Origin of the sequence: Bradyrhizobium hipponense, from assembly GCF_008123965.1 — a bacterium.
Classification (GTDB): domain Bacteria; phylum Pseudomonadota; class Alphaproteobacteria; order Rhizobiales; family Xanthobacteraceae; genus Bradyrhizobium; species Bradyrhizobium hipponense.
This window is the reverse complement of the sequence record NZ_VSTH01000015.1, coordinates 1-18,205: the sequence shown is the minus strand read 5'-3', so window position 1 is coordinate 18,205 and position 18,205 is coordinate 1. Positions and strand designations below refer to the sequence as shown.

Sequence of the window (18,205 nt, the reverse complement as noted above, 5' to 3'; positions counted from 1 at the left end):
GGTCACCTCACTAGTCGCCGGCGCGCCCCGGCGCGGCCGAACAGGGCTCGGAACGCGCCGACAATGGTGGAGGCGAACTCGGGATCGTTGATGTTCTGTTTGACGCGGATGAGCTGGCGGCTGCCGGTCTGTCGCACCGTGCGGTCCAGCGCGCGGAACAGGGCGGCGTCGGCCTCCGGGTCCCAGAACGGCTGGCGCGGTGCATCGAGTGCGGAGACGCCGCCCTCAGGCAGGAAGAAACGGACCGGCCCGTCCATCTGGTTGAGGCGCTCGCCGATCCAGCGGCCCATGCGCTCGTTCTCCTCCGCCGTGGTCCGCATCAACGTGACCTGCGGATTGTGGACGTGGAATTTGCGGCCGCGGTAGCGCTCTGGGATGGTGTCGGGCGGCCCGAAATTGACCATGTCGAGCGCACCGACCGATCCGACATAGGGCGCGCGGGTGCGGATGATGGCGCCGAACCGGTCTTCAGTTGCCGGAAACACGCCGCCCATCAGGAGGTCGCAAATTTCGGTCGTGGTGAGATCGACGACGCCCGCGATCTGGCCGGAGTCGACGAGCTTTTCCATCGAACGGCCGCCGACGCCGGTGGCGTGGAAGACAAGGCATTCGAATTCCTCGCGCAGGTCGGCCGCGATCCTCTGCACGGCGGCCGTCGTCACGCCGAACATGGTGATGCCGATCGCCGGCAGGGCGGTGGCCGCAGACCGGTCCCTGGCTTCGCGCTGATCGAGGCGCGCCTTGGCCATGCCCGCGATCGCGTTGGCAGCGTTCGACAGCACCGCACGCGAGATCGAGTTGAGCCCCTGCACGTCCGTGACCGAATACATCATGGCGATGTCGGCAGGGCCGACATAGGGGCCGACGTCGCCGGAGGCGACAGAGGAGACGATCAGCTTGGGCACCCCGACGGGCAGGATACGCATGCCGGGTGCGACAAGCGACGCCGCGCCCGAGCCGCCCGCCGAGATGATCGCGGCGACATTGCCCTGGCGCCGCAGCCAGTTGGCAAACGCGTCCGCCATCGCGGTGACGGCGGCGCCGCGGTCGGGACCGAACACGGCCGAGCCGCCGCGCCCGTGATTGAGGGCGATTTCCTGCGCGGAGACGTCGCAGGTGGCTTGCTTGCCGCTGGTGGAGACGTCGACGAGGCGCGTGCGCAGGCCGCTGCCGGCAATGATGTCGCGTATGAAGCGGAGCTCGGTACCCTTGGTGTCGAGTGTGCCGACGACCAGCACGACCGGCGGCCCGGACGGCTGTGACGTCGCCGGCTCGCGCCTGCGACGCGCGCTGTCGTCGAGGCGCGCGACCTGCGTCGAGAGCGTGCGGGCTGCCGCTTCGATCCGGGCAATCGGGGCGGGTTGGGACCAGCGTGTCGGCGGTGTCGGGTTGGAGATGTAGATCCGGATTGGGCCGCTCGGCCGCGCGGGCTGCGGCGCTGATTTTGTCTCGGTACTCGCAGCTGGCACGTCGAGATCAGGCGTAAGCTCGGCATGGAGCCCGACGCCCAGCAGGCGCTGCTGCAACTCGCGGTCGGCGGCAAGCCGCATCGAGTCGATGATGCGGTTGATGCGTCCGTTGACCATGATCGCGACATTGCGCGAGACCGTCGTCGCCACGCCGATGTTCTGCTCGATCACGAGCACGGCCATGTCGCCGTCCTCACCGAGTCGCAGCAACATCTCTTCGACCTGGGCGACGATGACGGGTGCAAGCCCCTCGGTCGGCTCATCCATGATCAGCAGATGCGGGTTGGTCAGGAGCGCACGCGAGATGGCGAGCATCTGCTGCTCGCCGCCGGAGAGCTGGCCGCCGCCGTGGTCCTTCCGCTCCGCGAGCCGCGGGAACGTCTCGTAGATGCGCTCGACGGTCCAGGGGCCCTGCCGCATCCCGCCGGCAAGCCGCAGATGTTCGTCGACACTGAGCGAGCGCCAGAGCCGGCGTCCTTGCGGCACGTAGCCGACGCCGAGGCGCGCGATATGGGCTGGCGGCCGCCGCGTGATGTCCTCGCCGCGGACGCGGATCGAGCCACCACTCACCGGCACCAGGCCCATGATCGCCTTGCACAGCGTGGTCTTGCCCATGCCGTTGCGGCCGACGACGGAGAATACACCGGTGTCGAGCGAAAGGTCGACGCCTTGCAGCGCATGTGAATGGCCGTAATAGACGTCGAGGCCCCGGATCTCGAGCGCGGCCGCGGCGCGGCGGACCTCATTCATGGCCGCCTCCGAGATATAGCTCCTGCACCTCGGGATCGGACTCGATCTCCTGCGGCAGCCCTTCCTTGAAGATGCGGCCGTTGTGCATCATCGTGACGCTCTCGACCACGCGCAGCGCCACGTCCATGTCGTGCTCGATGATGATGTATCCGATATGCGCCGGGAGCGAGGTCAGGATCTCGACCAGCTCCTGCCGTTCGGTCGGCGAAAGGCCTGCGGCCGGCTCGTCGAACAGCACGAAGCGCGGCGCACCGGCGAGCGCCAGCGCGATCTCGAGCTGGCGCTGCTGGCCGTGGGCGAGCTCGGCGACGGGCTGGTCCTTCACGCCCGCGAGATGGACGGCCTGCACGAGATTGTCGGCCGCGTGCATCAGCGCGTCGTTCTGCCCGGGACGCAGGAACGAAAAACGCCCGCGCGAGACGCCGCGGCAGGCGAGATAAACATTGTCCTGCACGGTGAGGCCGGGAAACAGGGCGGAGATCTGATAGGTCCGCCTGAGGCCGCGGCGGATGCGTTCATAGGGTGGGAAGTGGGTGACGTCTTCGCCGAAGAATCGGATGGTACCGGAGGAGGGGGGAAAGTCGCCAGTGATGCAATTGAACAGCGTGGTCTTGCCTGCACCGTTGGAGCCGAGCACCGCACGCCGCTCGCCGGGACGCACGGTGATGGTGACGTCGGTGAGCGCCGCGAGCGCGCCGAACAGCCGCGTCACGCCGCGCAATTCCAGCGCGGCACCGGCGCCGACCGCCGAGAGGCGTTGCGCGACGCTATCCATGGCCGCGTCCTCCTCCGCCCGCGCGGTTCGCAGCAGGTCGCTGGCTCTGGCGCCACCGTTGCCACAGGCCGATAACGCCGTCCGACGACCAGAACACGATGGCAAGGAAGCCGAGACCGATCAGCAGCCGGAAGCGGTTGCCGTCGAGTCCTATCTTGACCAGGAAATCGAGCGCGAAGGTCCGCAGCAGGACGAAGATCAGTGCGCCGATGTAAGGGCCAATAGGCCGCGTGATGCCGCCGACGACGGCAATGATGAGAACATCGATGCAGGCGCCGACGCTGACTGAGCCCGGCGAGATCTGGCGGTAGTTCCAGACCTGGAGCACGCCGGCGAGGGCCGCGATGAAGGAGGCGACCGCATAGGCCGCGACGCGGTGTGCGTTGACGTTGAAGCCGAGCGCCGCCATGCGGCGCGGATTGTCACGGACGCCCTGGAGTGTTAGGCCGAACGGCGCGCGGGAGACGTATTCGACGGCGAAGTAGCAGAGCGCGGCGACGGCAAGCACGATATAATAGAACGGAATATCGGCGCGCCAGTCGACGCCCCAGAAATGCGGCGTAGCGACGGTGTTGATTCCGGTGTGGCCGTTGAAGATTGCCCAGTTCTGGTTGGTGAAGTAATAAAAGGCCGCGCCGATCGCGAGCGTGATCATGATGGTGTAGATGCCCTCAGTGCGCACGGCGAGCGCGCCGCCGAGCGTGCCGAAGATGGTCGCAAGCGCGAGCGCCATCGGCACGGCAAGCCACCACGGCCAGCCGAGGCTGATATTGGCATTGCCGCTTACACCGAACACCGCGACCATGTAGGCCGCAAAGCCCGCGATAGTGAGCTGCATCAGGCTGACCATGCCGGCATAGCCGGCCAGCAGCATCAGGCTCAGCGCCATGGTGCCGAGGATCAAGGTCGTCGCAAAGATCTCGATCAGGAAGAAGCCGTTGGCGATCAGCGGCATGATCAGGAGGATGGACGCCACGATCCAGGCCGCTGGATTGTTGATCTCCGGCCATCCGCGCAGAGCCGGGCGCTGCGCTGTTGCGGGCCGGACCTGGACGCGGGTATCGTGGGTGACGGACATCTCAGCGCCTCGCAAGCAGGCCCTGCGGCCGAAGCGCCAGCACCACCACCATGATCAGGAACGTCACGACGATCGCGTAGGTCGGGATGTAGACAGAGCCGAGTTGCTCGGCGAGGCCGATGATCAGCGCGCCGAGTGCCGCGCCCGGGATCGAGCCCATGCCGCCGACTATCACGACCACGAGGGACGCGAGCAGGAAGCGGATGTCCTCGCCCGGTGACAGCGACTGGAAGGTTCCGCCGACCACTCCGGCGATGCCGGCCAGCCCGGCGCCGAGTGCAAAGACGAGGACGAACACGACCTGGATGCGTACACCGGTCGCAGCAAGGATGTCGCGGTCATCGACGCCGGCGCGGATGATCATGCCCATGCGCGTTCGGTTGAGCGCGAGCCACATCGCGACACCGATCACCACGGAGGCGGCGAAGATCACGAGCCGCACCAGGGGATAGCGCAGATAGACTGGTTCGCCGGAGGATTTGATAGCGGTGATCAGCGGCAGCTCGATCGGGCCGATCAGCCAGTTCGGGGTCTGGATCTGATAGAAGTCGCCGCCGCAAGCCCACAGCATCAGATCGGCAAACACGATCGACAGCCCGATCGTGACCATGGTTTGGCGCAGGTCCTGGCCTTCCATGCGGCGGAACACGATGACCTGAAGCAGGACACCGACCAGCGCGGTCAGGATGAAGGCGATGATGAAGCTGAGGATCCACGATCCGGTCGAGGCGCTGATGGCATAGCCGACATAGCCCCCGAACAGATAGAGCGATCCGTGCGCGAGGTTGACGTTGCGCATCAATCCGAAGATCAGCGTGAATCCGCTCGCAACCAGGAAGTAGAGCCCGCCGAGCGTGATGCCGTTGAACACGGCATTGAGGAACACGCGCTTGCGGCCGATCGCGTCTTCAAGGCCGGGCGGCCACACCGCGAAGATGAGCCAAAGCGCAAGCGCGATGGCGATGATCACGATGAGCGCCCAGGCCGGATGGCGTTCGACGAAGCGCGTCACGATAGCTGCTCCATGCTCGCCTCGCCGCGCAAGTGGGAGCAGGGATGGATCAGGCGCCAGCGACCTTGATCGACGTCACGCTTCGAATGGAGCTCGGACAAGCCTTTGCAGGCTGCGTGCCTCGCCATGGACGTGCATTCTCCCAGAATCTGACGATGCTCTTTCGGCACCGCCTTCCACACATCCTAGCGAGAGCGAGGTTGGTGCATTTGACCGTCAGTATCTTTTCGCGCGGTCAGGCACGTAAAACCTTGGCGGCGCGGCGATAATCGGTAGGCGCCATCCCGACATTGGCGGTGAAGAAGCGGGTGAAGCCGCTCTGCGAGGAGAACCCGAGATCGAAGCCGATGTCGGCGATGGGGGCTTCGCTGGCGACGAGAGCCTCGAGCGCCTGTTCCATGATCAGCGTGTTGAGATAGAGATGCGGCGTGACGCCGGTCTGGGTGCGGAACAGCCGGTAGAAATGCGGCCGCGACAGGCCGGATTCCCGCGCGATCGAGTCGAGTTCCATCTCGGCGCCCGGACTTTCCGACATCAGCTTGATGCATTTGCGCACGCGGAAGTCGGTCACGGCGCCGCTGGCGCGCGCCTCGCGTGCGATTCCGGCCTGTTGCCAACTTTCATCGTAGCAGATGTCGATCAGCCGCCGCAGTTCGCCGTCGAGGCTTGAGAGCGACGGTGCGCCGCACACGAGCGCCGCGGTTCGCCGGATATGCTTGTCGAGTGCGACCGTGCGCTTGAACTCAGTGCGGCCGAATCGTAGCCGGTCGGCCCCGGGTGCATCGGGTGCGAACCATTCGGCATTGACGTAGAGCACGAAGAAGATCGCGCCGCCGTCGAGATCGGACGGCAGGAAGTTGTGCGGCTCCCAGGGATTGACGGCGACGACGGAGCTTTCAGTCAGATCATAGTGCCCGTCGGAGACATCGATGCATGCCGACAGGCCGCCGACATGGAAGATCAGATGACCTTCGCGGTGTGCGTGCACGTTGAAGGGGCGGTTCAACTGATAGACCGTCGCCCGACCGAACCGGCCGTGAAAGACGGCGAGCGCCCGGCTCATGCCTTTCCCTCCCGAATGTTTCAGGTCTTTTCAGTGAGCGTTCAACAACCGGGAAGAGATTGCAAGCGCAGAACGGCCGCGTCCGCAAGTCGCTTCCCGGTTGCGAGAGACAGAAGGGAAGCGTCAGTATTTCTTACATTCCGGGACGCTGCGGCTCGGCAGTCCGATCTTGGCGAACACCGCCGGATCGTAGCCGAGCGTCTGGTTCACGTTCGGGATCACCTTCACGACCTTGCTGAACAGCGCGCCTTTGCCGTCATCGACGACTTCGGTGACGAAGTTGGTGCCGATCGCCTGGCGGTTGGCATCGAGCTTAATCTTGCCGTTGGGAGCGTCGATCTCGATCTTCGCCAGCGCCGCTTTGAACTTGGCCTGGTTGCTGGAGAGGTCGCCATTAACCTCGCGCAGTGCCAGGATGAGTGCCATGGTCGAGTCATAGTAATTGGTCGCGAGCAGCGACGGGCTGGGGAAGCGCTTGTTGGGCGGGAAGGCGTCTTGATACGCCTTGACGAATTTCTGCCAGCCCGGATCCTCCCAGGTGTCGGCTTGGCCGCTCGCTGCGATGGTGCCGATCAAGGCGTTCTTGGCGTTGCCTTTGGATGACAGGATGGTCTGGTCGATCATGATGGAACCGCCCATCAGATGCGCCTTGCCGCCGGCCTGTTGGTACTGATTGAGGAAGTTGACTGCGTCGGCACCGCCGAGCCCCAGATAGATCGCATCGACATCGTCGGGCAGGGCCGCGATGACGGAAGCAAAATCCTTGGTGCCAAGCGGCACCCATTGCCGGTTGGTGACCTGTCCGCCGGCGCCGCAGAACTCGAGCACCAGACCGAACACCTGGGTGTAGATGAAGGAGTAGTCCTCGCCGACGGTAGCGATCTTGCGATAGCCCTTGGTCTCGTAGGCATACTTGCCAAGCCCCACCTGCCACTGCGCGCCGTCCATGTTGTAGCGGAAGAAGTTCGGGGCGGGGTCGACATAGGTGGCTTCCTGGGCGCCGGAGGCCGCATTGACGAAGGTCAGCTCGGGGTGGGTTTTGGCAAAGTTCTTCACCGCGATGCCCTCGTCGCCGGAGAGCGGCGACAACAGGATCTGCACCTTGTCCTGCTCGATCAGCTTGCGCACGGCGCGCACCGCGGAGTCCGGTGTCGCGTCGGTGGAGGCGACGATGAATTCAAGCTCCTTGTCGCCGACCTTCTTGCCGAGCACGTTGAGCGCGGTCTGATGACCGCGCATGCCATCCTCGCCGAGCACCGTATAGGTGCCTTCGAGGGTCGCGGTGACACCCACCCTGATTTTTTCCTGCGCGATTGCCGCGCCTGAAAGAAGCAGGCTGCTTAACGCGATCAGTCCCACACTGCATTTTGACATTGCACTCCTCCCTGTGTCCCTGGGTCGCCGATGCGAACGGGCGAACCGCCCGTGGATCGCGAAGGCGCCCGGCTTCTTGAGAGAAGGCTAACCGAAGTCGGATGCGGCGCACGCGTGGGCGCCGCGTCGGGTTTGACGGGCAGTCTCATTTTGAATGTTGCGGCGCAATTTGCTTCGCGGTGCAGCAGATGGCCGTGCGGAGTACATTCCGAGCCGCCGACCCAACAAGTCTTGGAAGCGTCAAGAGGCAACGAGGCGGTCGACTTCAAGACCCATGCCGAGCGATGCGATCAGCCGGATGCGCCTTCGGCGGTTCGAGCTTCAGCGGACGGTCGACGGACTGGCTCGCGGGGACCAAACGGCCGATGGAAACTTGCTTGCGAAGGCTCGGATCCTGGGTTGAACGCGCGATCCGTCTATCACTTCGAGTTGGCCACAGCGGTTCAAGGTGTGCAACTTCCTGCCGGGCCACGCCGGCCCCGGTCCAAGGGTGTGGCGAACAATCTGTTTGAATGTCGTCGGCGACAGTTCGACTATCTCGGCCAGACCGAGCGCAGCGCCGTAGCCGCCTGCACAATCCTGGACAGGCCGCCACAATGTTTCATTGACGGTGACGAAATTGCCTGCCGGCCGCGCGCTTGCGCGGTCGATCAGGACAGGGTTGCTGGCATGCGGCAGCCAGGGGCCTAACAGGCTCTTTGCGTAGAAAATTGCCAGCGAATCCGAATACCCGGCGGTTCCGTCGCGCCAGGCGGCAAACAGATAGTTCATTCCGTTGTGCCGCGTGATCGTGACGTCGGATAGCTCAATGCCTGAAAGGAGCGTCGCGTGTCGCTCCCACTTGTCCGGAAACCGTACGCATTTGTAGAGGGCCACGTCCCGATTTGTGGAGCTCTCCGGGATCATCCATAACTCGCCGTCGTCCTCGATCAGGAACGGATAGGACAGGTGCCAAAGCTCCTCCAGCACGGGTACGACCTCTCCGATGGGGCCCATTTCATCGAACTCGATCGCCGAGATGATCCCTTTTCCGACCCGGTGATCGAGATCCTCGAAGAAGACGAACGTCCTGCCGCGCCACCTGACCGGAAAGGGATCGGCGTAGAAGCGATGCCCTGGATCTGCAAGGACGTTCCAGCCGGGCCCGGACAGATCGCCGGTATTCCAGACGCCCGCGCCCTGATTGAAGCGCCATCCGACGTGCCAATGCGGAGCATAGCAGCAGAGGCGATAGATCTCCCTGGCGATCGATGCTGCCAATCCGCGCACGACGTAGCCGGCGGGGTGCCGGCGGATGCTTTGCCCGGCGCAGCGCGCCAGTTCCGGCAAAATCCGCGGCCTTCCTGACAGGATCGCCGTTACCATGCTCAGGGTTCGTGCCATGACCGTGTCGAGACCGCCGCTCAAGCCGGCCGCGATCTCTCCGGAAGGATGGCCGCGGTCGAGAATCGAGCCATCGCGCTCGTTGATGATTTCGATGACCGGCAGATCGCCGGCGAGAATGGCCGACAATGCAGCGTCCTCGCCGGCGGCTCCGTTGAACAACGGACGGAGAAGGAGCCGGGCAGAAGTGTTTGGATCGCTTGGGGCACGGGTGAAGTTGACGATCACGTCAGCCGGGGCGGTGGGCGGCCGCGTGTGGTCCGGAACGATTTTCAGCTTGTCGGCGCCGCAGCGCTTGCCCCGATGCAAAACCAGGCGCTCGAGTTCGAACAGCGCGTCCAGGCCGGCGGGTCTTGCCTGTGCCGTTGCGGTCCACGCGATTTGAACCGGAACATCCCGGCCGTCGATCGACAACGCATCGCGGCACATCCACCGCCGCGCATGCTCACGTTCGCAGCGAAACTCGATGATCATGTCGAGATAATCTACTCCGGCGCCCGCGATCAAATGATCTGGTCGAGGATTTGGACGTATTCCTCCACCATGGCATCTACCGAATAGCGCAGCTTCAGGCTTTTGGCGTTCTGTCGCAGTTCGTCGCTCAGGTTTTGGTCTGCCAGAATCGTGGATACCGCCGCCGACAGCTTCGCGTGATCGGAGGCATCGACGAAGAGAGCTGTGGGTCTTCCTTCGAAAGACAGAACCTCGCGCAGAACGGGAAGATCGGTGACGACGGAAGGAACCCCGGCGCTAGCAGCTTCAACCGCAGCCAGGCCGAAGGTCTCGGCCTGGGTGGGAAACACAAACACATCCAGGCAGGCCAGAAAGTCCGCCATCCGGCGCGGCGGAATCTCGCCGACCAAATGCAATCTGTCGGACACTTTTAGCTCTTCCGCGAGCTGCCTCAGTCGTGCCTCGTCGGTTCCCTGGCCGGCCAGTGCAAGGTGCCAGGATGGTTCATCGGGCAAGAGACGTATCGCCAGATCAAGCCGCTTGTGCGGGTGAAGCCTCGCGGCGCAGCCGAGCAGTATGCTGTCCTGCGGCAGATCGAATTGTCGTCGCGCAGTTTCCTTCGGCAGCGCGATCGATTTGTCGTCGAAGCCGTGCGCCACATGCGTCATGCGGGACCGGTAGGCCGACGGGTAGCGCGAGTACTCGCGCTGCATGTCCAGCGAGTTGAGCGTTATGTGGTCGAAGAAGCCGAGGCTGCCCATCACGATGTCGGCTGCGCGGACCGGCCAGCTCATCGACAATGCTGACGAAACCTGATTGGCGACAACAGGGGCGCGGCTGACGAGACGCGAGATCCCTCCGCCGATGACGTTGCCGAAATGCTGGAAGGTCAGTACAGCGTCGGGCCTGATGGCCCTGATATTGCGACCGAGTCTCCAGAGCATTCGCAGCAGCGCGAGCGGATCTCCGGGGCGGCTGGACGCGCAATAGAACGTATTCGGCGGCTCGTCGAAGGAGTCCGATTTGCGGAAGAAGAAGAGGTTTGAGACCTGATAGCCGCGTGCAGTCAGGCCGACACCAAGCAATCTGGATATCTCCTGGGCTCCAGCGTTCTCGGCCTGGGTCTGCACGAGAAGAACGCGCGGCTTCTGCCTGCTGTTATCTGGTCGCGCGACGGACGGTGCGGTCGACGATCGCATCGTTGCCTCGCCCAATTCGGCGTTTGGCTGATAGCGGAGCACGGATTCCTACCCGATGAGGGAATGGATTGTTGACCTTCTAGTAGCCATAGCTATCACGCCAAGCTCAAGTGGACATCGACAAGCGCGCAACGGAGTTAATGCGCAGCCTGGGCGAACAGGTCTCTTTCACAACGGAAATTCGTCGATTTCGGCGGGAATGCAGCGATCCCGTTAACCAATTGGTCATGGCCATGCAGAAGGCGGGTAACCGCTGATTAACCATAGATATTTACGGTGGAGCAGGCCGCTGAACAGTGTTCGCCAGTTGAATCCGAGTAGAATCCATGACGTTCGGTCGCCCCGCAGACCCGACAAGTTCCGGATCGGCCGCAATCGCCGCGTCGTGGCAGACTCGAAATGGGTCGAACGGTGAAGCCGGTGGTACCGCCGCACGCGATGGCGGTGCGCTCACAGTCGCAGGCGCGTTCTCCTTTCTTCGGGACAACGCCCGCCGCATCCTGACGCTGGCTCTGGCGATCTTCGCCCTCGGCGTCGTCGTTCTACTGGTGATTCCGGTACGATTTGCGGCGACCGCTCTGGTCGTTGTCGATCCCCGAGAGCAACGCGTGACCACGGAGCAGGACGTTCTGCCGGGCATAGGGCAGGATAGTGCCGCGCTGCAAAGCCTGGTTGAAGTCGCCAAGTCCGACGGCTTTCTCGAGCCGCTGATCGAGCAGCTCAAGGTTCGGGATGACGCGGACATTTCCGGGGGGCACACCGACCCCGCGCGCCTGCTCGAGAGATTCCGCAACCGTCTCGACATTTCCCGGCGCGGGCTGACCTATGTCATCGCCATCCGGTTCACCTCGAACCGGCCGGAACGGGCTGCCTATTATGCCAATGCCATTGCTGAGGCGTTCGTCGCCCGCCAGGGGCGCATGCGCACCGACGCGACCGACGAGGCCGCCGATTGGCTCGGCGGCCGGCTGAAGACATTGAACGACCGCCTGCGAACCTCCGAGGATGCCGTTGCTGCATTCAAGATCGAGCACAGGATCGTCAATGCCGGCAAGGACGCCACGACTCAGCAATTGCGCGTGACCGAACTGTCGCAGCAAGTTGCTGCTGCGCGCGCCCGCACTGAAGAGGCGAAAGCCCGTTACGAGCAGGCGCAGCGCGATGTGAAGGCGAATGTCGAAGGACCCGCCAAGCAGGATCTCCTGAGTGCCCTGCGGGCGCAGCGATCCGCGCTTAACGACCAAATTGCGCAAAAGCGCGCGGTGTTGGGCGATCGCCATCCCGATCTCGTCATGTCGTACAGCCAGTTGAATGATCTCAACAGACAGATCGAGGTAGAGCGGACGAAAGGCATCGAAACTGCAAGGTCGGAATACGAGGCACAGCGAGACCAGCAGAGGGCCCTGGAGAACCAGATGAAGGCGGCTGAATCGCAGCTCCTCGTCGATGGTCAGGCTCTGGTGCGGCTGCAGGAGCTGCAGCGCGACGCCGAGGCCAACCGAAACATCTACGAACAGTTTCTTTCGAGGTCCAAGACCACGAACGAGCAGCGCCTTCTGCAGAGCTCGCAGACCAAGGTTGCTTCGGCCGCCATTCCGCCGCTTCGCTCCACCCTTCCGCCGCTGCCCTTGCTGCTCGCCGCTCTGGCGATTGGCTCGCTTCTGACCGCGACGGCGGCCGTGGCGGCTACGGGATGGAGATCCAGCGACTCCGTTCGGGAAATCCGCGGACCGGAACCGGCTCCCCGCCAGCCCGAGCTATGGCCGCGCCCTCCCGTGTGGGCCCGTATTCCCGATCTGGCACCTGGAGAGGTCGCCAAAAACGTCTGGCAGGGCGGGCTATCCGCGGGAGCCGAACTTGATCTCAGTCCTCATCTGCGTCCGCTCGTCGAGAGGTTGGAAAAATTGCCAGGACCTCAGGGCAAGGTCGTTCTTGTGATGTCAGTCGGGAAGATGGCCGGCGGCAACACCGTCGCGCGTTCGCTGAACCGGTGGGCTTTGAGCACGGGAAAACTGAGCGTCCTGATCCATGTGCAGCCGGATCTCGGCGGTGCCGGCACCACCGGAGCCAACGGGCACGGCGACGGCGCCACCATCGCGGGCTTTCGCAGCGTCGATATGCTTCTCGGCGCGGGCAGGAGGCCAGAGCCGTTGTCTGAGGACGATATTCGTTCGGAGTTCGACCTGATCGTCGTCCATGTGACGTCTCTTGCTTTCCAACCCGAGGCGGCGGCTCTGGCGGCTTACGCCGATCTGGTTCTCCTGGTGGTCCGTGAAGGTGCTGTCGATTCACCAGCCATGCGCAGAGCGACGGCTGCGATATCGAGATTTGTTGGCGTGCCGACCGGACTCGTGGTCAATCGCGCATCTCCCAGTGCGGCGGCCTCTTATCGTCGGGGCGAGGCCTTGGGCCTGGTTGGTTGATCCTCGTTCGGCAACGTGATGCCAGGGCGCCTTGGCTATCAAACGCGAGCCGCGCCCTTAATCGGTCGTATCGGCTACACGGACAGAGTACGCGTTGCGCTTGAAGAACGGGACGCGCGAGAGCACCAGAATTGAAGGATCGACTCCGGCTAGCCGGCGGCACAGCAAATTCAGGACGATGGTCGCGAACGCCAGCGACACGGTCGCTGAAATCGCTGCGCCCAGCACCCCGAGCCAGGGAATGAGGACAAGAAATCCAACCAGCCGCACCGCCACATTCGCCGCAACAACCGGGACGTATTTCCGCTCATGGCCAGTGAGCTGGAGGATGGCTGCGGACGGACCGCCAGCGGCCTGAATGGCAGTGCCGATTGCGAGCACGATCAGGACCGAATGCTGCGCGGCGAAATGGGGCCCGAACAGGTTGAGGAGGTAGGGGCCGCCAATCCAGATGATGACGAGCCCGCTGACCACGCAAAGCGCGGTCACCTCCGCCATGAGCTGCAGCGTCCGCTTGAATTCCTGGTGGTTCTTGCTGAAGTATAGCGAGGGAAGCCGGCGCGCCCCGAAACTATACAAGGCGGCCGACAGCATGGCGAAGATGTTGGCGAGGCGCGAAGCGGCGAAATAAATTCCCGCGGTCGTCGGGTCCAGCATCCAGTACACCAGGATGACGTCGAAGTACTGGTTTGCAACCTCGAGGATGGATGCGACCCAGAAATGCAGGGCACTCGATCTCCAGCGCGAAGGCTCCGAGCGAGCCGGCGTGTCGCGCAGGTTCGGCAGGGCTCGCGCAATCGCAATGATCTGCGCGACCACACCCACCGACATGGCAATCGTCATGACGGCGATCAGTTCGGCGGGTTCGAGTTGTTGATGACCGAACAGCACTGCAAGCAGAAACAGGACGACGCCGATCCGCCAGAAGAGCTCCCTGTTTCCTTCTCCCATGAGAATGCTGACCAGCGAGCGCGCGATCTGGCTGCCGAGCATCAGCCCGGCGTTCACGGCAGTATAGGCCGACACGGCCAGTATCAGCAGCCACCAATCGCCTCTGATGTTCGCCGCCAGTACGATCGCGGCGACTGCAATCACCATCGCAACGAAGGAAATCTTCAGGCTCGATAGGAGCACACCTTTCGTGAGGTCGTGCCGATCGCCCACCTGGTACTCGTTCAGGAAACGCACAAGGAGCGATTCCTGGCCGACCAGCCCTACGACCGACGCGATCTGGGCGAGCGAAATCCAGGTCGCAAAGATGCCGAACCCATCCGGCGACATTGTTCGTGCCGCCAGCGAGAACAATGCGAACGCAAGCGCGCCGCTGCCGACCTTCAGGAGGATGGTCCCGGCAACACCGCGCGTCACGTCGCGTCGCATGAATTGGATGATGGATTCGATCATGAAAGTTACGAGGGACGGCTTCCCGAGGGAAACACGTTACGATACCGGCGGCAGCCTAGCACGCGAAAAGACTGCGAGTGTTAATATACGGCTTCCAGGATATTTCCGGCCGTGACCGCTGCGACGGTGCGCCGGTGCATCATCGTGGAACACCATCGTTCCAGTTGTCCCAGATAGGGCAAGGCCCGCCTCACCGAACAACGGCACAGCGCCGCGCAGCTTCCGGCGGGAGGCGATATCGGCCGCTCAACTGCGCAATGGCACGCCAGTAAGCACCGCCGCGCGGCCGGACACCGGATTCGCAAGGTCGATACCAGCAAGGTGCGTGCCGAGATCTCGTCAGGCTGGATCATGCCTGTTCTTCATTAACCTCGATGTCGAGAAATGATCGCGTTTGGCTCCATGGTGCGACATCAGGCGAGGGACTTGCACGTGCAACAGTCGTTAACCGTGGGAGGCTGGACATGACGGCGAACAGCGGCGCGGCCGAGCCGATCGCGCCAACCGGGGCTGCGATGATCGTCGCGGATATCGCCATTGTCGGTGGAGGCCTTGCCGGATCGCTTGCGGCTGCCGTCCTCGCAAGAGCAGGGCATCGCGTTGCCTTGGTCGAGAAGCGCGCCGTGCATCCGGATGAGTTCCGGGTCGAAAAGATTGGCAGCCAGCAGCTCGATGTGTTCCGCAGGCTGGGCTTCATCCGCGGCCTCGAGAGCATGGCCTGTCCATACGACCGCGTGCTCAATATCCGGGAAGGCAAAGTTGTCGACGTCAGCGTCGGCCAGGCTTACGGGTTCACCTATAGCCATCTCGTTGCGATGGCGCGCGGTCAGATACCCGATCCATCGAGTCTGATCATTGATGAGGTCACCGCAGTGAGCTGCAGCGATGACGTCCAGCATCTCGACTTTGCCTCGGGAAGGCGCCTTCAGGCGCGCCTCGTCGTCCTGGCGACGGGCATGGCGGGAGTTCTCGGATACAGACTGGGAATCCGGCGGCGCTTGTTGGCCGCGCAGCATTCGGTCTCGTTCGGCTTCACCATCGCGCGCCGGGATGGCGCGCCATTCGATTTCAACGCTCTGACCTGTTACGGCGAGCGCGCCTCCGACGGCATCGACTATCTCAGCCTGTTCCCGGTACCGGCCGGCATGCGGGCCAATCTCTTCATGTTCCGCGACCCAACCGATCCGGTCATGCGCGAGCTGCGTCGCGACACGGCAGCGACGGTTCTGCGCCTGCTGCCGGGACTGCGGTGTTACCTCGGCGATTTTCTCGTCACAGACCGAGTGCAGAATTGGGTGATGGACCTTTCCATCGTCGAGGGGCACCTGCAGCCGGGCGTTGTGCTCATCGGCGATGCGTTCCAGACCAACTGTCCTGCTGCCGGCACCGGCGTTGCCCGTCTGCTGGTGGACGTCGAGCGTCTTTGCACCGAATATGCACCGCGATGGCTCATGACTGAGGGCATGAGCAAAGAGAAGATATCGCAGTTCTATTCAGATCCGGCCAAGGTTGCGGCGGACCAGCAGTCGCTGAGAATGGCGCGCTTCCGCCAGGCCCTGACGTCTCGCGGGGACATCGGCTGGGATGTGCGGCGGCGCCTGCACTTCCTCCGGCGCAAGATCATCCACCGGGTCGACCAGGCGCGGCCGGGCTGGCTCGGGCGCGTCCGTACGGCGCTGCGTGCCTGAAGGCGGCCCGTCCGCATCCCTCAGTTGGTCAGCGCGTCGGAGACGAGGTGCGGGTCGCAGGCAGCCTGAACTCCGAGATTCGCTTGGCCGCCACTTTGAGCCAGGGCGCCTGCCTCAGTGCGAACAAGGCGATCGTGCCTGCAGTGCTGCCGGCCTGAGTGACCGCCCAAATCGGCGAAGGCTGTCCGCCAAACGATTTCTTGTAGGGCTCGTCACCGATCGTGAAATCGAGCATCCGGTCGCCGCGTTCGATGCAATCCCTTGCGACACGCTCGAACATCAGAGCGCCAAGGGACTGGCTCTTGTATCCCGCGATGTCAAACGCGCTCATGATGACGAGGAAGCTGTCGCGATGGCACAGTCCAAGCACGGCGGCGATCACGTTGCCGTCCATCTTCATGGCGTAGAGTCGAACAAAGCAGCCAAGACCGCGGAGCGCCACGTCGGAATAGAAGTCGTAATACTCGGGGCGCTGTAGCAAATCTCCGTCGCCCTGCGCCTGAAACCGCGGACCGCGAAGCTTCCTCATCACCTCCATCGTAGCGAGCGCAGAAGCGCTGTCGTCGCAGCACGAGAAGACTAGCGCGCCCTTCTTCTCAAGCTGGCGGCACTTTTTTGCGAGCTCCTTTTGATAGGAGCGATCCATCGCGCTGGCCCGCCAGTGCTCAAACGGGGCGAGAAGAACGGTCGCATAGGCATTCGTGTCCATGGATACCCGGCGTGGCGTCCCCAGGAGGTTCTCGATCGGAAGCCGCCCATCGGGCAGCTTGGTCATCCGGAGCAGATCGAAAGGCCGAATGAGGCGCCGGATCTCGGCGCAAGCATGCTCGTCCTCGAGGAGTTGCGACAACAGTTCGTGACTGCAGACCGGCGCCAAATAGTCGGATACGCGGAGGTCGGCGAATTCGACGGTTCGTATCGGGCCGCGTCGAATCCGGAGCAAAGGCAGCACCATCGCGAGCGTGCCTGTTAGGCGCCGGCGAACAACGACGATCAGTGGCTCCGCTCTCGCATGCAGGGCGAGCTTGGCATAGAGGCGATCCAGCCAGAGCGGATGCTGGAACGCGGTCGCGGCCGAGTTGTCGAACAGCTCGACGTATTCCGGAGACGAAAAGTCGAACTCGTGATCGATGCTGACATCGAACGTATCGCTAGCCTTGTTCATACGTGACCGGGAACGCCAGACATTTCGGGAAGGCCGATCGGCCTGAACTGCGCTCTTATAGCAGGGCGGTGCCGGCGCAGACACCAGTGAGGCGCGATCTTTATTAATAAGTCAGGCTTACGCGCCGTCGCTTGACCCATTTTGTGATCCTTCAGCGCTGAACCAGACCCGGCGTCGGCCTGCCCGAAAGCGTCTCGCCCCCCGATCGCATGGCAAACGTATCGTTAACGAATTCCTAATCCTTGATGTCGTGCAGCCTTTTGGGCGCGGAGCTGGCGCGCGATCCGCGATAGCAATTTATTAACCGTGCTTAAGGAAGGTCAGATCATGGCCAGCCTGCAGACCGAGGTGAATTCCGGGGTACCCGAAAGCGCGATCTGGACAACGCGCGGCGTCGGCGTGGAAAAGCTTGCCAGGATCGTCATCGGCGGTTCGATCACCGTCAATGTGGTCGCATCGATGGGCACTTTCAACGCCGCGCTGCTGCCCGCGGAGTTCACCAATCTGCAACAGGCGATCGCTCTCTTGATGTGGGGCGTCCTGATCTACGCCAGTGCCTTCGTGCGTCCACGGCTGTGGCTGCAGTTCAATCCCGACCTGATCGTGCTGGTGGCATTCTATGCTCTGGCCGCCATTTCCGTGCTCTGGAGCAGCGTCAGCGCCGCTGCGATCATGAAGAGCGCGGCGCTTATGGTGACGACCTTCGGTGCGTTCTGCCTCATCACGCGCGTCGACATCGACGAGATCGTGAGGTCGACGGCGCTCGGTCTCTTCATCCTGGTCGCCGCATCGGCTTTTTGTGCGGTCTTCGTGCCCGAGATCGGGGTAGACCAGAGCTGGATGCACAATGGTCAGTGGCAAGGAATCTATGAATCGAAGCAGACGCTCGGCTTCATCAGTGCGTATCTGATGTTTTTTGCCTGCTATCGGAAGCTGACAGGGCAGGGGTGGGTGGGATTTCTCGTAATG

12 protein-coding genes and 1 pseudogene are annotated in these 18,205 nt (G+C 63.2%); 3 read left to right on the top strand and 10 right to left on the bottom strand.

All coding sequences use genetic code 11. The features are described from left to right. Positions 1–2: 2 nt before the first annotated feature. The 8 genes from FXV83_RS04550 to FXV83_RS04515 all read right to left on the bottom strand — a co-directional run bounded on the left by FXV83_RS04550 (position 3) and on the right by FXV83_RS04515 (position 10,598). A complete protein-coding gene (locus tag FXV83_RS04550; RefSeq protein ID WP_148738012.1) occupies positions 3–2,219 on the bottom strand; it encodes an ABC transporter permease in 2,217 nt (738 codons plus the stop codon). Beyond that, positions 2,212–2,994, bottom strand: a complete 783-nt coding sequence (locus FXV83_RS04545) for an ABC transporter ATP-binding protein (RefSeq protein WP_148738011.1) — start codon at positions 2,992–2,994, stop codon at positions 2,212–2,214. Before FXV83_RS04545 ends, FXV83_RS04550 begins: the two co-directional genes overlap by 8 nt. Next, positions 2,987–4,072 (bottom strand): branched-chain amino acid ABC transporter permease, encoded by a 1,086-nt coding sequence (locus tag FXV83_RS04540; RefSeq protein ID WP_148738010.1) that lies wholly within the window; start codon positions 4,070–4,072, stop codon positions 2,987–2,989. The genes FXV83_RS04545 and FXV83_RS04540 overlap by 8 nt, the downstream gene beginning before the upstream one ends. Before the next feature lies 1 nt (position 4,073). Next, positions 4,074–5,084 (bottom strand): branched-chain amino acid ABC transporter permease, encoded by a 1,011-nt coding sequence (locus FXV83_RS04535; RefSeq protein WP_148738009.1) that lies wholly within the window; start codon positions 5,082–5,084, stop codon positions 4,074–4,076. Positions 5,085–5,319: 235 nt separating this feature from the next. Further along, positions 5,320–6,147 (bottom strand): helix-turn-helix domain-containing protein, encoded by an 828-nt coding sequence (locus tag FXV83_RS04530; protein ID WP_148738008.1) that lies wholly within the window; start codon positions 6,145–6,147, stop codon positions 5,320–5,322. Positions 6,148–6,270: 123 nt separating this feature from the next. Beyond that, complete coding sequence (locus FXV83_RS04525; protein ID WP_148738007.1) at positions 6,271–7,521, bottom strand: ABC transporter substrate-binding protein; 1,251 nt, start codon at positions 7,519–7,521, stop codon at positions 6,271–6,273. 321 nt (positions 7,522–7,842) lie between these two features. Further along, complete coding sequence (locus FXV83_RS04520) at positions 7,843–9,378, bottom strand: glucosamine inositolphosphorylceramide transferase family protein (protein ID WP_148738006.1); 1,536 nt, start codon at positions 9,376–9,378, stop codon at positions 7,843–7,845. Positions 9,379–9,407: 29 nt separating this feature from the next. Further along, the gene (locus tag FXV83_RS04515) at positions 9,408–10,598 is read right to left on the bottom strand and encodes a glycosyltransferase family 4 protein (protein WP_148738005.1); all 1,191 of its coding nucleotides are present in this window, start codon (positions 10,596–10,598) and stop codon (positions 9,408–9,410) included. 284 nt (positions 10,599–10,882) lie between these two features. Between FXV83_RS04515 and FXV83_RS04510 the strand changes: the two genes are divergently transcribed. Beyond that, entirely contained in the window at positions 10,883–12,979 is a 2,097-nt protein-coding gene (locus tag FXV83_RS04510; RefSeq protein WP_148738004.1) for a GumC family protein, read from the top strand. A gap of 57 nt (positions 12,980–13,036) precedes the next feature. On the opposite strand, the gene FXV83_RS04505 is transcribed toward FXV83_RS04510, so the two are convergent. Beyond that, positions 13,037–14,383, bottom strand: coding sequence for a lipopolysaccharide biosynthesis protein (locus FXV83_RS04505; protein ID WP_148738003.1), 1,347 nt, complete (start codon positions 14,381–14,383; stop codon positions 13,037–13,039). Positions 14,384–14,847: 464 nt separating this feature from the next. Here FXV83_RS04505 and FXV83_RS04500 point away from each other — a divergent pair, with 464 nt between their 5' ends. Then, the gene (locus FXV83_RS04500; protein WP_148738002.1) at positions 14,848–16,071 is read left to right on the top strand and encodes an FAD-dependent oxidoreductase; all 1,224 of its coding nucleotides are present in this window, start codon (positions 14,848–14,850) and stop codon (positions 16,069–16,071) included. 28 nt (positions 16,072–16,099) lie between these two features. On the opposite strand, the gene FXV83_RS04495 is transcribed toward FXV83_RS04500, so the two are convergent. Then, positions 16,100–17,236, bottom strand: coding sequence for a GNAT family N-acetyltransferase (locus FXV83_RS04495; RefSeq protein ID WP_148738001.1), 1,137 nt, complete (start codon positions 17,234–17,236; stop codon positions 16,100–16,102). A gap of 327 nt (positions 17,237–17,563) precedes the next feature. Here FXV83_RS04495 and FXV83_RS04490 point away from each other — a divergent pair. Further along, positions 17,564–18,205: pseudogene (locus FXV83_RS04490) on the top strand (O-antigen ligase family protein); the annotation flags it as partial.